Origin of the sequence: Streptomyces sp. NPDC015532 (assembly GCF_043078065.1) — a bacterium.
In the GTDB taxonomy this organism is placed as follows: Bacteria; Actinomycetota; Actinomycetes; order Streptomycetales; family Streptomycetaceae; genus Streptomyces.
Window position 1 is genome coordinate 64396 of the sequence record NZ_JBIBSY010000018.1, and the last position, 14286, is coordinate 78681.

The 14286-nt window shown below is 69.4% G+C and carries 11 protein-coding genes; 8 read left to right on the forward strand and 3 right to left on the reverse strand.

Annotated elements, in window-relative coordinates; translation table 11 throughout:
* Window positions 1-26: 26 nt before the first annotated feature.
* Together ACF07B_RS36825 and ACF07B_RS36830 are read left to right on the forward strand one after the other, a co-directional pair.
* Window positions 27-377 carry a VOC family protein gene (locus ACF07B_RS36825; RefSeq protein ID WP_329298148.1) on the forward strand — a complete coding sequence of 117 codons (351 nt, stop codon included), beginning with the start codon at window positions 27-29 and terminating at the stop codon, window positions 375-377.
* 112 nt (window positions 378-489) lie between these two features.
* Complete coding sequence (locus ACF07B_RS36830) at window positions 490-882, forward strand: MarR family winged helix-turn-helix transcriptional regulator (RefSeq protein ID WP_384238145.1); 393 nt, start codon at window positions 490-492, stop codon at window positions 880-882.
* A 217-nt stretch (window positions 883-1099) separates the two neighbouring features.
* On the opposite strand, the gene ACF07B_RS36835 is transcribed toward ACF07B_RS36830, so the two are convergent.
* Together ACF07B_RS36835 and ACF07B_RS36840 are read right to left on the reverse strand one after the other, a co-directional pair.
* Window positions 1100-1513 (reverse strand): SseB family protein, encoded by a 414-nt coding sequence (locus ACF07B_RS36835; protein WP_362396719.1) that lies wholly within the window; start codon window positions 1511-1513, stop codon window positions 1100-1102.
* A 211-nt stretch (window positions 1514-1724) separates the two neighbouring features.
* Window positions 1725-4694 (reverse strand): carbohydrate binding domain-containing protein, encoded by a 2970-nt coding sequence (locus ACF07B_RS36840; RefSeq protein WP_392182112.1) that lies wholly within the window; start codon window positions 4692-4694, stop codon window positions 1725-1727.
* Window positions 4695-4989: 295 nt separating this feature from the next.
* On the opposite strand from ACF07B_RS36840, the gene ACF07B_RS36845 reads away from it, so the two are divergent.
* The gene (locus ACF07B_RS36845) at window positions 4990-6006 is read left to right on the forward strand and encodes a permease (protein WP_369484818.1); all 1017 of its coding nucleotides are present in this window, start codon (window positions 4990-4992) and stop codon (window positions 6004-6006) included.
* The gene (locus ACF07B_RS36850) at window positions 6003-6827 is read left to right on the forward strand and encodes a TIGR03943 family putative permease subunit (RefSeq protein ID WP_392182113.1); all 825 of its coding nucleotides are present in this window, start codon (window positions 6003-6005) and stop codon (window positions 6825-6827) included. Before ACF07B_RS36845 ends, ACF07B_RS36850 begins: the two co-directional genes overlap by 4 nt.
* Window positions 6828-6869: 42 nt before the next feature.
* Here ACF07B_RS36850 and ACF07B_RS36855 read toward each other — a convergent pair whose 3' ends face one another.
* The gene (locus ACF07B_RS36855) at window positions 6870-7640 is read right to left on the reverse strand and encodes a TetR/AcrR family transcriptional regulator (RefSeq protein WP_392182114.1); all 771 of its coding nucleotides are present in this window, start codon (window positions 7638-7640) and stop codon (window positions 6870-6872) included.
* 270 nt (window positions 7641-7910) lie between these two features.
* Here ACF07B_RS36855 and ACF07B_RS36860 point away from each other — a divergent pair, with 270 nt between their 5' ends.
* The 4 genes from ACF07B_RS36860 (at window position 7911) to ACF07B_RS36875 (ending at window position 14286) form a co-directional block, all read left to right on the forward strand.
* The gene (locus ACF07B_RS36860) at window positions 7911-9623 is read left to right on the forward strand and encodes an MFS transporter (protein ID WP_392182115.1); all 1713 of its coding nucleotides are present in this window, start codon (window positions 7911-7913) and stop codon (window positions 9621-9623) included.
* 503 nt (window positions 9624-10126) lie between these two features.
* On the forward strand, window positions 10127-11239 hold the full coding sequence (locus tag ACF07B_RS36865) for an aminotransferase class V-fold PLP-dependent enzyme (RefSeq protein WP_392182116.1): 1113 nt from the start codon (window positions 10127-10129) through the stop codon (window positions 11237-11239).
* Window positions 11240-11412: 173 nt separating this feature from the next.
* Window positions 11413-12537 carry an SMI1/KNR4 family protein gene (locus ACF07B_RS36870; protein ID WP_392182117.1) on the forward strand — a complete coding sequence of 375 codons (1125 nt, stop codon included), beginning with the start codon at window positions 11413-11415 and terminating at the stop codon, window positions 12535-12537.
* 237 nt (window positions 12538-12774) lie between these two features.
* On the forward strand, window positions 12775-14286 hold the full coding sequence (locus tag ACF07B_RS36875) for a DUF4246 domain-containing protein (protein ID WP_392182118.1): 1512 nt from the start codon (window positions 12775-12777) through the stop codon (window positions 14284-14286).

Consider the following 14286-nt stretch of genomic DNA (forward strand, 5'->3'; position numbering starts at 1 on the left):
CCGCCACGCACCGCACAGGAGTCGAGATGACCGCCGGAGTCAAGACCATCATCTACCCCGTCAAGGACATCGCGAAGGCGAAGGCCCTGTTCACCCTGCTGCTCGGGGTGGAGCCCTATGTGGACGAGCCGTACTACGTCGGTTTCAAGGACGCGGGCCAGGATGTCGGCCTCGACCCGAACGGCCACTCCAAGGGCCTGACCGGCCCGGTCCCCTTCTGGCATGTCGACGACATCAAGACGACCCTGGCGGCCCTGCTCGAAGCGGGCGCCGAGACGCTCCAGGAGGTCCAGGACGTGGGCAACGGCAGGCTGGTCGCGTCGGTGAAGGACGCGGAGGGCAACCAGTACGGGCTCATCGAGGACCCCACCACCTGAGAGGGGGCACGGGCGGCGCGGGTGGTACGGGCGTCAGGGGTGTCGCGGAACTGGATGCAGGCACACTAATTGCACACTCAACTAGTGGCCCGATCTCTGTTACCGTTCAGTTATGGCAACGAAGACGCCCGGTTCCCGGCTGGAGGACCAGTGGCGGGACATCCTCTCGGTGCACGCCCGCACGATGTGCGAGATCGACCGGGTGCTGCATCCGCACGGCCTGGGAGCCAGTGACTTCGAGGTCCTGGACATCCTCGTCTCGGAGACGGTCACCGAGCCCGGCGAGCACTGCCGGGTACAGAACATCGCGGACCGGGTCCATCTGAGCCAGAGCGCGCTGTCCCGGCTCATCGGCCGGCTGGAGAAGGACGGTCTGGTGGAACGCACCATCTGCCAGGAGGACCGCCGCGGAGTGTGGGTCGCCCTCACCCCGAAGGGCCGTGAGCTGCACGCCGAGGTCCTCCCCCTTCAGCGGTCCGCGCTCGCCCGCATGCTGAACGGCTGATCCGCCCGCCCCGCCCTTCCGCGCGGCTCACCCACGCACTCGCCACGGCGCGCGTTCCGCTCCGCCGGGCAGCCTGCCGGCCCCGGCCTGCAGGGCCGGGGCGTCCGTAGCCGGGTCGAGCGGCGGGTTCGCGCAGTCGAGGTGGGTGCGCACGGCCCGTGGGCCCGGATGGTGCGGGCCCTTTCGCAGGCCGGCGTCACCGGGCCGCCGTCCTGCGCTATCGCGCCAGCAGCGTGCGTACGCCCTCGGAGGTGAGCGTCAGTCCGTGCGGTGAGGCGGCGTCGATGACGAGGTCCAGATCGCCCGAGGGCCACTGGGAGGCGAGCGCCGAGAGCGGCACGAGGCGGTAGCGGGAGACGGAGGGCAGGAGTTCGGCCAGCTCCAGCTCCGAGGTGAACACCGGAACCACCTGCCCGCCTTCCGGATCGTCCAGGACGGGCAGTGCCACGGCGTGGGGGTCGGCGATGTCCTCGTCCGAGGCGTCGTCCGGCACGGGCACCAGGACGTCGCTGCCGGCGAGGGTGTCCAGCGCGGCGGTGTCGTCGGTGTCCACGGCGAGGGTGTCCAGCGCCTCCTGGGCGGGCGTCGACGCGGGTGCGGTGGGGTGGTTGTTGTTCAAGGGCGTGTCCATGGCAGATCCCCGGATCGTGGCGGGCGGGCGGCCACCCGGGCCGGTCTGGCTCCCGAGCGTGTCGACGGTCGCGTACCCAACGCTCCGCACGCCATTCATCCTGGCTCCCCTCCGTCCTCGGTGGCGGCGGTCGGGCCGTCCCGCCCGGGCGTGGGGCGCCCGGGCGGGACCGGAGTGACCGCCGCCTCCGTACGTGTCCGCCGGTCGCGGGTTACTTCAGGTAGGGGCCGTCCGTTCCGATCTTCCCGGGCCCGTTCAGCACGTAGACCCGCAGGTTTCCCTTCCCGGGCGCGGCCACCGAGAGCGTGCCGCCGGTGACGGTTTTCACCGTGCCGGTGACGGCGTCGGTGTAGGTGCCGTTCGGGATGCCGGTGAACGTCGCGTCGCCGGTGACCGTGACGAGGGCGAAGCTGTCGGTCGACCCGCTGGTGTAGCGGCGCTTGAAGGCCATCGAGCCGCTGATGCCGTCCGTCGAGTACTGCCCCGACTGGAGGGCCGGGATCGCCCGGCGGATCTGGTTGAGCCGCTGAAGGTGCTTGACCAGCGGCTGTGCGAGGGTCGTCGCGACCTCACCGCTCGCGGAGTCGGCCTTGCCGAAATCGGAGGCCGTGACGCTCCCCGCGAGATGGTCGCCGTAGTAGGCGCGCCCGGTGGTCGCCAGGGGGCAGGTCGGCCCGCAGTCGATCTGCTTGCCCGCCTGGAACTCGATCTCCGATCCGTAGTAGAGCGTGGGGATGCCGCGGAAGGTCCACATCAGTGCCATGTTCTCGGCCCAGGCGTCGGTGCCGCCGCTGTAGCGCGTGCTCGACTTGTTCGGTCCGTAGTCGTGGCTGTCGACGTAGACGACGTTGTACGTGGCGTCGTTGACGGAGTCGTCGGAGTCCTTGCCGTTGCTGTAGGCGTTCTGCGCGTCGCCGAAGTTCATGTGCATGCGCATGTCGATGATGTTCATGCCGGAGAACTGGCTGCGGTCCGGGGTGTGGTAGCTGTTCCCGCTCAGGAAGGCGTTGGCCGAGGTCGGCTGGTTGCCGGTGCCGAGCTGCTCCTCGTAGTTGTACTGCTCGATGGCGGCCGTCGCGTCGTCGGCGCTGTAGTCCTTGCGTTCCTTCCAGGTGAAGAACTGCGCGGAGTGGTTCACCGAGCCGCGGTTCCACTTGTCGTTGACGAAGGCGCCGACCTCTCCGAAGACGAAGAAGTTCTTCGCCGCGTCCGTGCCGAACCGCTGGGTTACCCGGTCGTAGATGGCGGGCAGGAAGCGGCGGTTCCAGGTGACACGCGGGATGTGGACGGCCGTGTCGACGCGGAATCCGTCGACGCCCATGTCGATGTACTTGTCGTACGCGCCGATCAAATAGTTCTGGACGGTGGCGTTCTCGGTGTTGAAGTCGGCGAGATCCTCGTGCAGCCAGCACGAACGGGAGTCCTCGCCCTCCCAGTTGCCGATCCAGCACTGGTGGTAGTACGCCTTCGGGAACATGCCCGAAGTGGGGCTGGGCCACTGGCAGTTGTATACGGTGTAGCCTTCGGCGCTCTTGCCCCCGGTGGGCTTGCCCCAGTTGAGACAGGTGTTGCCGGAGGGTTCGGCGGTCGACCACAGGTCGCCGTTGTAGTACGACTTCCCGGACTTGGGCTCGACGCTCAGACCGTCGTACTCGAAGCCCTCGTTCTTCTCGTCGTAGTACCAGCTCCACTGGGTGTCCCGCACGCCGTACACCGTCGGGGTGAACAGGCCCTTGGCGCCCCAGCGGGAGCTGTGGTTGTAGACGACGTCCTGGTAGATCTTCATGCCCTTGGCATGGGCAGCGTTGATCAGGTCCTGGTAGGAGGCTCCGGCGGACTCCAGCCGCGGGTCGACCTTGTAGAAGTCGTAGCCGTGATAGCCGTGGTAGTCGTAGTCGGAGCGGTTGAGGACGACCGGGGTGATCCAGACGGCCGAGAATCCGAGCGCCTTGATGTAGTCGAGTTTGCCGACGAGACCCTTGAAGTCCCCGCGGAACATGGGGTCGTTGTTGGCCGCGTTGCCCGACTTGACGTCCTGGCTGCCGCCGCGGTTGTTGGAGCTGTCACCGTCGTAGAAGCGGGCGGTGAGGACGAAGTAGATCGGGTCCTTGCGCGGGTCGGTGCCGAGTGGCGTCCCCGAGGCCGGTGCGGGAGCCTTCTCCCCGGTCGTGACGGTGGCCGCGGCGGAGGCGGGCGAGGTGTTTCCGGCCGCGTCGAGAGCCTTCACCGTGTACGTGTACGGGGTCTTTTCCTCGAGTCCCGTGTCGGAGTACACCGTCGAGCCGACGTCGGTGACGACGGTTCCCTTGGTGCCGCCCGTGCGCGTGAGCTGGTACTTCGTCACGGCGGTGTCGTCGGTCGCCGGGTCCCAGCCGACGACCACCGAGGTGTTGGTGGCGGTCGCCGTGACCTTCGTGGGCGTGGTCGGTGCCTCGGTGTCGGGTTCCACGACGGCGCACGGGTCCTTGGCGCCGGCGGTGACGGTCCGGTCCTTCACGGTCGTGGTCCCGGCCTGGATCGCGTAGTCGGTGCCGTTGTTGTTGTCCCAGACGCCGTTGCCGTTGTTGAAGGCCGCCTTGAGCGAGGTCGCCGTGCCGATGTCGAGGGTCTTCTTCCACCAGCCGGTGCAGGCGCTCTCCATACCGACGCCGGGGGCCGTGGTCCAGGAGCCGCCGGTGGGCGCGTAGTGGATGTTGGCCGTGGTCCAGCCGGAGGTGGCGGTCGAGTAGTACACGGCGGCCTGGTTGCCGCTGCCCGTACCGGTGTCGGCGCACGGGTCGCTGTGGGCGATCACACCGTCCTTGACGGTGATGGTGCCGGTGCCCAGCGCGTAGTTGTTGCCGCCGTTGTTGTCCCAGGTGCCGCTTCCGTTGTTGAAGGTGGCCTGGAGCCCGGCGGCCGAGCCGAGGTCGACGGTCTTCTTCACCCAGTCCGTGCAGGCCGCCTCCATCTGCGTTCCCGGCACGGTGGTCCAGGAACCGCCGTCCGGGGCGTAGTGCAGGTAGGTGGCCGGCCAGTTCTTGGTCTTCGTGTAGTAGAAGACGGTCGCCGTCGTGGAGGTGGCGGCCGTGCTCTGCATCGGGACGGCCCCCGTGTCCGGCGGGGTCGGTCCGAACAGTCCGGTCACCGCCAGGAGCGCCATGAGCACTCTCCATGGCGGGCGTTGGCGTCTGCGGCTCATGGGTGCGGCTCCAATGCGGGTGTGGGGAAGGGGAGTTGCCTTGCAAGAAGAACCGGCAAGTTCCTGAAAGGGTTTGCGGCCCGGAAGCTACAGGTCCATGACAGCCACGTAAAGACTTGTGACAACGACCGCGACGCGGGGCGCGCACCGGCACCGCCGGTCCGGTGAAGGTCAAGAAACCCCCGGGCGCGGGCAATCCCCTCGTCACGCGGTGAGAAGCTGTGGCCGGACCGGCGTATTCAGGGCGGGAGGGCATCCTCAGCCGCGCCCTTCCCCGACCGGAGGTACCGCGAGCATGACCGTCACCAAGGAAGCCCCGCCGCCGGTCCGGCGGCAGGACGCGGACGAACCGGGCCGGCAGGGCTGGCACCTCAACTCCCCGCTCGCCCTGACCATGCTCCTGCTGCTGGTCGTCGCGTCGCAGGGGCCGATCCGCGGAGCCCTGTCCGCGCCGGTGATGCAGAGCTGGATGACCGTGTTCGTCGCGGTGGTGGTCCAGGCCCTGCCCTTCCTCGTCCTCGGCGTCCTGCTGTCCGCGGTCATCGCGGTGTTCGTCCCGCCGTCGTTCTTCGCCCGCGCGCTGCCGAAGCGGCCGGCGCTCGCGGTACCGGTCGCGGGGATGGCCGGGGCGATCCTGCCCGGCTGCGAGTGCGCCTCCGTACCGGTCGCCGGGGCGCTGGTGCGCCGTGGGGTCACTCCGGCCGCGGCCCTGGCGTTCCTGCTGTCCGCCCCGGCGATCAACCCGATCGTGCTGACCGCGACGGCCGTCGCCTTCCCCCGCAACCCCGAGATGGTGCTCGCCCGCTTCGTGGCCAGCCTCCTCGTGGCCTGCGCGATGGGCTGGCTTTGGCAGCGTCTCGGCCGCACCGACTGGCTGCGGCCACCGGCCCGCCCCGCGCACGAGGGCCGCGGCAAGGGGGCCGCGTTCTGGGACTCGGTGCGGCACGACGTCATGCACGCGGGCGGGTTCCTCGTGCTGGGCGCGATGGCCGCCGCCACGCTCAAGTCCGTCGTGCCGGCGAGCTGGCTGCACGCCGCTGCCGGGAACCCGGTGGTGTCCGTCCTGGCCCTGGCGATCCTGGCCGTGCTCCTGTCGATCTGCTCCGAGGCCGATGCCTTCGTGGTCGCCTCGCTGACCCAGTTCTCGCTCACCGCCCGGCTGGCGTTCCTCGTCGTCGGCCCGATGATCGACCTGAAGCTCTTCGCCATGCAGGTCGGCACGTTCGGCCGCGGATTCGCGGCACGGTTCGCGCCCACCACCTTCGCCCTGGCGATCCTCATGTCCGTACTGATCGGGGCGGTGCTCCTGTGAACCGGCAGGCCCAGGCGGCCGTGCTCTTCCTCGTCGGCGCGGCGGTGCTGCACGCGAGCGTCACGGATCTCTATCTGCGGTACGTCAAGGCCGGGCTGCGGCCCCTGCTGCTCGCGGCCGGTGCGGTGCTCATCGTCACGGCCCTCGCCACGGTCTGGTACGAGGTACGCGAGCACCGCAAGGCCTCCGCCGACCGGTCCGGCGACGGACACGACGACGAGCACGGGCCCGGGCGGGAACCGGGGCGGGAACCGGGACAGCGAGTCGGACAGGAAGAAGGACAGGAACCGGGGCACGAACACGGACACGCGCATCGGGAGCCGCGGATCTCGTGGCTCCTCGTCCTCCCGCTGCTCGCGCTCATCCTGGTCGCCCCGCCCGCCCTCGGCTCCTACAGCGCGATGCGCACCGGTACGGCGCTCCAGGCACCCTTCGGCTACGCCAAGCTGCCCGCCGGCGACCCGGTCCCCCTCGGGCTGGTCGACTACGCGAGCAGGGCGGCGTACGGCCACGGCCGCTCGCTCGGCGGCCGGCAGGTCAAGATCACCGGCTTCGTCGCGCTCGACCGTGCCGGCGCTCCCTATCTCGTCCGCATGGCCCTCAACTGCTGTGCCGCCGACGCCCAGCCGGTCAAGATCGGCCTGTCCGGACGGATTCCGCCCGTCCTGCGGCCCGACACCTGGCTCGAAGTCACCGGCCGCTACACGCCCGAGCGCACGAAGGACCCGGTCAACGGCGGCCTCATCCCGTACCTCGACGTCAGCTCGGCGAAGCCGGTCCCGACGCCGCACGATCCGTACGACGAGAGCTGGAACAACTGAGCCGGGAGGGGCGGTGCCGGTCCACGGCGGCCCGCCCCGGGCTCAGGCCTCGCGGTCCGGGAGGTAGCTCGCCAGGCCACGCAGGATGATCTCCAGACCGATGTCGAACCTCTCGTCGGAGGAGTCCGTCACCATCGTCCCCGACAGCGCCCGCAGATGGGGGAAGTCCTCTTCGGGCAGGGACGCGAAGTAGTTCTGCATCTCGTCGGCCATCTCACGCCAGTCGGGACGGGCCAGGGAGCCGCCGCCGGTCTGCTGGGCGGCGCGGTCCTGCCACATGCCCTCCTCCAGGACGAACCCGTCGATGTAGGTGGAGATGAGGTCACCGGCCTCCGCCGCGATGCGGTCGGGCAGCCCCGCGGTCCGGAAGATGGCGAGCAACGACTCGACGTACGGCAGCAGTTCGGCGGTGAAGGGGACGTGCGCCATGGAGATCCTGGCCATGTCGCGATGGGACAGCAGACGCCACCGCCAGGAGCGCGCGTAGTCCCGCACCTGCTCCTGCCACCGCTCGGGGTCGGGTTCGGGCAGCTCGAAGCTGGCGAAGAGCCGGGTGTACATCAGCTCCAGGAGGTCGTCCTTGGAGCGGACGTAGGCATAGAGGGCGGAGACCGCGACCTCCAGCTCGGCCGCCACCTGACGCATCGACAGCTTGTCGAGTCCGGAGCGGTCCAGCACGACGAAGGCGGCCCCAACGATGCGTTCGCGCGACAGCGGCGCGCGCGCCGGGGCGACGCGGGCGCGGGCGGGGCGCTCGCGCTCCCAGGGGGACGGCGGGGGTGATTCGGGGGTGCCGGCGGCCGCGTCGCTCATGACGCCAGTCTAGGCGCCGGAGATCAGCGTTCTCCCCTGGAGAGCGGCGTTCACCACCGCACAACGCGATATATCTTGTCCTCGCCGCCGAGTTGCGCTATATCTTAATGAACGCCGTTCTCCTGAAGAGCACTGTTCTGTTAGGGTGAACAGCGTTCACCGGCGTCTCGTCCCCTGCTTCTCCTCGTGACGGCGAGCCGGGCAGCCACACCATCCGCCCCACCGCGCCCCGGCCCTACCCCGGCGCGGCCTCTTCGCGAGGAGTTTGCGATGTCCACCACCGGTGTCGCGTCCGCCGAGACGCCCATCGACTCACCAGCGCCCTACCGGTGGCGCTGGGCTGCGCTGTTCGTGATCCTCGCGGCCGAGGTGATGGATCTCCTCGACGCCGTCGTCACGAACATCGCCGGTCCCTCCATGCGGGCCGACCTCGGCGGCGGTGCCTCGACACTCCAGTGGCTCGCCGCCGCCTACACCCTCTCGATGGCCGTCGGGCTCGTCACCGGAGGACGGCTCGGGGACATTCACGGGCGCCGCACGATGTTCCTGGTCGGAGCCGCCGGCTTCACGGCGGGTTCACTGCTGTGCGCGGTGTCCGTCTCCCCCGGGATGCTGATCGGCGCGCGGGTCGTCCAGGGACTGTTCGGCGCCGTGATGCTGCCGCAGGGCCTCGGCATGATCAAGGAGATGTTCCCGCCGAAGGAATCGCAGAAGGCCTTCGGCATGTTCGGCCCGGTCATGGGCCTGTCCGCGGTGTGCGGGCCGATCCTGGCGGGCTGGCTGGTCGACGCCGACTACTTCGGTACCGGCTGGCGCATGATCTTCATCATCAACCTGCCGCTGGGCGCCGCGGCGATCCTCGGTGCCGTGCGCTACCTGCCGAAGGGCCGGTCCGACAGCAAGCCGCGCCTCGACATACCCGGCATGATCCTGATCTCCCTGGCCGCGCTGCTCATCATCTTCCCGCTGGTCCAGGGGCGTGAGTACGACTGGCCCGCGTGGACGTTCGTGATGATGGCCGCCTCCGTCGTCGTCTTCGTCGCCTTCGCCGTGTACGAGTCGCGACGCAGCAAGGCCGGCCTGGACCCGCTGGTCGTCCCCAGCCTCTTCCGCAAGCGCGGCTTCAGCGGCGGCATGATCCTCGGGCTGGTCTTCTTCTCGACCATGCAGGGCTTCATGCTCGTCTTCAACCTCTACACCCAGATCGGCCTCGGCTACTCCCCGCTCAAGGCGGGCCTGGTCATGGTGCCCTGGTCGGGCGGCATGATCGTCGGCTTCGGTATCGCCCAGGGTGTCGTCCGGTTCGGCCGGACCGTGCTCCAGGCGGGCGCGCTGGTCATGGCGCTCGGTGTGTTCGGCGTGTGGCTGACCCTCGACCAGGTGGGGTCCGGCGTCGGCCCCTGGCAGCTCCTGCCCTCACTGCTCGTCACGGGCATCGGGATGGGCCTGCTCATGGCTCCGTTCTTCGACATCGTGCTCGCCAGCGTGGAACAGCACGAGACGGGGTCGGCGTCCGGCACGATGACCGCGGTCCAGCAGCTCGGCGGCGCCTTCGGCGTGGCCATCCTCGGCACGGCGTTCTTCGGTCTGCTGGGCGGCGGGATCGCCACCGCCGTCGACCACCGCTCGGACGGCCTGCGGGGACAGCTGACCGCCGCGCATGTCGCGCCCGCGGACCAGGAACGCATCGTGTCCGGCCTGCGCACCTGCACCTCGGACCGTGCCACGGCCAAGGATCCCGCCGAAACCCCGGCCTCCTGCGCGCGCCTGGAGAAGGACACCCGGTCCGCCGTCACCTCGCCCGAGGACGGCGCCCGGATACCCGCCGCGTTGCAGGCCACCGCGTCATCGGCCTTCCGGAGCGGTTTCGGCTCCGTCATGCAGACGGTGCTCTGGATCGTCGACGGCATGCTGGCGCTGACGTTCCTGCTCGCGTTCCTCCTGCCGCGCCACGCGCGCCCCGAGGACTCCGCCGGACACTGAGCCGAGGCCGTGCGCGCCGCCATCGGAGGCGGCATCGGTGAACGGCTTCGGGTTCGGTGAACGGCTTCGGCCATGGCTTCGGCTGCGGTGAACGGCTCGGGCTTCGGCCTCGGCCTTCGTCAGCGGCTTCGGTTTCGGCTTCGATTTCGGCTTTGGCTGCGGCTGCGGCTGCGGCTGCGGCTGCGGCTGCGGTGAACGGGACGGTCGGGCACTCCCCAGGGGGTGCCCGACCGTCCCGTTTCCCTGTGGGGTCGACACCCTGGGCCGACCCCCCAGCCGACACCCGGGGGCGACCCCCGGGCCGGTCCGTGCGGAGCGCGACGCGTACCGTGCAGGCGGGTGGAAACGCGCCCGGGACAGCGAGGATCGGCGATCCGGGCGCGTCACGCCACGGCACCGCTCACCCGGCGGACCCGCCGTAACGCCCGACCGACGCGCGCCGTCCTGAAACTGCCCCGCATCCATGCCGCACCGTCCCGAACCGTCTCGGAGGAACGAGCCCCGTGCTCACGTCGTACGCAGCCCACTTCGACACACCCGCCGGGTATCTCGACTTCGCCCGGTTCGGCCCGCCGTCGCGGGACGCCGTGGCCGCCACCGCGCGAGCCATGGAGGAGTCCGCCCGCGCCGATCACACCACCGTGGACGGGCTGATGCGCGCGGAGGCGCTCGCACGGGACACGGCCGCGCGTCTGGCGGGCACCGACAGCCGGCACACCGTGCTGCTCCCCAACGCCTCCACCGGACTGTTCCACGCCGCCCTCGGCATCCGCACAGGCGTGGTCCTCACCCCACGCTCCGACTTCCCCGCCAACCACTATCCGTGGCGCCGCGCCGCCGACCTGGGCCGGGCCACGCCCCGCTGGCTCGATCCGGCGCCCGGTGGCGGAGTCACCCCGGAGCTGGTCCGCGCGGCACTGACCGACGAGGTCGTCGCGGTCTCCGTCAGCGCGGTCGACTTCCGCACCGGATTCCGCACGGACCTCGCGGCGCTGCGTGAGGCCATCGGACCGGACCGGCTGCTGATCGTGGACGCCATCCAGGCGTTCGGTGTGGCCGCGATGGACTGGAGCGCGGCCGACGTGGTGGTGGCGGGTGGTCAGAAATGGCTGCGGGCGGGGTGGGCGACCGGTTTCGCGACCCTGTCCGACCGCGCGCTGGAGTCCCTGGAACCGGTCCTCACCGGCTGGACGGGCGTCGAGGACGTCGGCTTGTTCGACGGAGCGGAACACCCGCCCGCGGCGGACGCGCGGCGCTGGTCGATCACCAACCTCAGCCCGGTGACGGCCGCCGCGTTCGCGGCCGCTCTGGACCTCGTCGAGCGGCACACCGTCGCGGCGATCGAGGCCGCCGTCGCCGAGCGGATCACCGAACTCACCGAACTCATCAGGGAACACGGCGGCCGCGTCCTCTCCCCCGCCGACCCGGCACGGCGCGCTGGCATCCTCTCCTTCACCGTGCCGGACCACGATCCGTCCGTGGTCGCGAAGGCTCTGCACGCCGAGGGCGTCACCCCGACCGTGCGCGCCGACTCGCTCCGGCTGTCCCCGCACGCCTCGACCCCGCCGGAGGCTGCCGAACGGGTGGCGGCAGCCCTGTCGTCGCTGGGGAACTGAGTCGGCGTCAGCCCAGCGATACGGCGGCGCAGTTCCCCCCGGTTCCCCAACCGCCTTGGCCGACGCGCATGATCCGCCAACCACCCTGTTCTTGAGGCAGGTTGGAGGGCGCTCTTGTGCTTTCCCGCCCTCCCGTCAGCATCCGTTCGCTCCCGGTAAAGGTCCAGAGACCCGTGAACGCTTCAGACCCGCACGTCAACGCCTTCGCCGAGATCTTCGGTGATCCGCCGGCCGACTTCGCCGTCCCTGTCGACTGGGCGGCGGTCGAGGCCTGGTTGGGGACGAGCCTTCCCCCCGACTACAAGGCCATCGCCACCGCGTACGGCCCACTCGACGTCGGCGCCCGGCTCTGGCTTCACGTCCCCTGCGTCCACCGCGGTTGGTTCGACTATGGGGCTTGGGTACAGCAGACCCGGCGTCGCGCCCCCGGCGTCCTTCCCTTCGGCGCCACCCGTACCGCCGACACCTTCTACTGGGACACCACAGCATCCGACGACCCCGACAAGTGGCCGGTCGTCATGCACTGTCAGGACGACGAGAACGCGGGCCGCGACCCCTGGCGGCGCTTCGCGACCCCTCTCGTGCCGACGCTGGCCCAGCTCGTGGCCGACGGCATGCGCCCGGTGGCCGCCCGGAGCGGCATGCAATCCGACCTGGAGCACACCCCGTGGACACCGCCGCCCCGGCGACCGGAGCCAACCGCTCATCAGCGAGCGGCGCTCACCACAGGAAGCGGGCTGGAGACTCTGATCACGCTCGTCCCGCCGCCGGAGACACCCGTACTCGGTAAGCACGACTGGGACTGGCTGTTCGAACGGCTGGGCACCCGCCTGCCCGGCGAGTACGTACGACTGATGGAGCGGTACGGAACCGGCTCCTGGTGCGGCTGGCTGCGCTTCAACATCCCCTTCGGCGAGGACCAGTACGCGCTAGCACCGTGGGCCGAGTGGTACGCGGAGACCTACCAGGAACTGCGAGCCGAATTCCCTGAGTATCACCCCCTGGCTGTCCATCCCGAGCCCGGGGGATTCCTGCCCTTCGCCGACTCCATCGACGGCGACCAACTGTGCTGGCTGACCGAAGGTGCCCACCCGGACGACTGGCCGTTGATCGTTGTACCGCGCCATGCCGACCAGGGCCCACCGCTCCACACCGACCTCACCGGAACCCTGCTGGAGTGGCTGCGCGGCCGGTTCGCGACGGAGGGCCTGCCCCCGCTCGGACGCCGCGACGAGGACCCCTTCGAGTACATCGAATTCGAGCCCTACGATCCAGAACCATCCGCCGATGACCGATAGTTACGCGTCCCGGGCGCTGCCGCAACCGGTGCCGCCCTCACCCACCTGTTGGCCTCGCTCATCATTCTCTGGGGCTGACCTGTCGCCCCTACCGCTCCAGCCCGGCTCCCCCAAATTCGACGGAACGCCGGCACAGCGCACCATCGCACCCTGCGACCCGATTCCTCCACGGCCGCGGTGTCAGTCCGCTGAAGTATCCTTCCCGCCACCACACACCACCTGGGAGGATCGAGAGAATTGACCGGCCTGACCGCTTTCCCACTGCCCTTTCACGCTTCCCGTTCCCTGTCGTTCGCGACACCGCGAACGCTGCGGGAACTGCAGATAATTCAGTGCAGCGCCCACATTCGGGCGAAGCCGGCGTGGTTCGACAAGATGAATGACGCCGACATCGTGGCCCGGTGGACGCAGGAGGCGGTCGCCCAGGGCCTCACCGAAGCGCAAGTCGCGTACGTGCTTGCCGAACTCGCGCATTACGCCGCGCTGCGGGACGGACGCACGGGCGTCGAGGTGTCCGCCGTCGACGGGGTGTGGCAGTCGGACACGCTGGTCGACGACAAGCTCGGAGCCCGACTGCGCGAAGCGGTTCAGGTTCTGGAACAGGTCCCCGAAGCGGAGAAGGACTGGCATCCCGGATCCGACGGCCAGGTACTGGATCTGGTTCATCCCTCGCTGTTCTGCCTGGTGAAAGGGGTGAGTGGCGGACCCGATCAGGCTTGGCAGAACCCGACGAACCGCTACTCGAAGTACGAGTTCTCGGAGAAATTCCAGTGGCTGCCCACGAACGTCGACGTGAGTGACGACGGCGATGCCACCTTCCATTCGTACGTCAACAACGTCAACCCAGAAACGCATCGCGAACTGGCCTCCGTCCTACCGGACTTGTTCGCCCGCATGCGACCGCTGCTGGAGAACGTGCTCACCGATCTGCGTCATCCGCGGCCCTTGCGTATCGAGGCCGATCCTTACGGGTGGTACGAGACGCGGGAGCCGGAGTATCCGGACAAGTCCTCCTACAGCGATGGTGAGGCCTACGAAGAAGCCGTCCGTGTGTGGAGCGAGGCCCATGACCTCTGGTGGGAGACGCGCCGCCCGACCATCCCGGACGCCCCGGCCTTCACCGCGCCCGAGTCACCTGACGAATCCGCCCGAGTCGACCTGCGCGGTCGCCGTCTCCAGGTCATCGTCAAGCTCGCCACCATTCATCTCACGCCGGACAAGCCCGAGTACCCCGGCGGTTCCTGGCATGTCGAGGGAATGCTGAACGAGCGGATCGTCTCGACCGGCATCTACTACTGGGACAGCGAGAACATCACCGAGAGCCGGCTGAGCTTCCGGACGGCACTCGACGACCCGAACTACGAACAGAGTGACGACAACGGGGTGCGTGAGGTCTACGGCCTGGAGGACGAGGACGCACTGAACCAGGTGCTGGGATCGGCATCGACCCCGGCGGGGCGCTGCCTGGCGTTCCCGAACATCCTGCAACACCGCGTCGGTTCATTCCGGCTCATGGACGACACCCGCCCGGGACATCGCAAAATTCTCGCCTTCTTCCTGGTCGACCCGTCGGAAGAGATCGCCTCGACCTCCGATGTGCCACCGCAGCAACCATGGTCCGACACCTCGACCATGACGCTCGACGAGGCCAAGGGCTACCGCGAACAGCTCATGCAGGAACGCAAGTTCTTCGTCGACGAACACAACGAGCAGCTCTACGAACGAGAGTTCTCGCTCTGCGAGCACTGA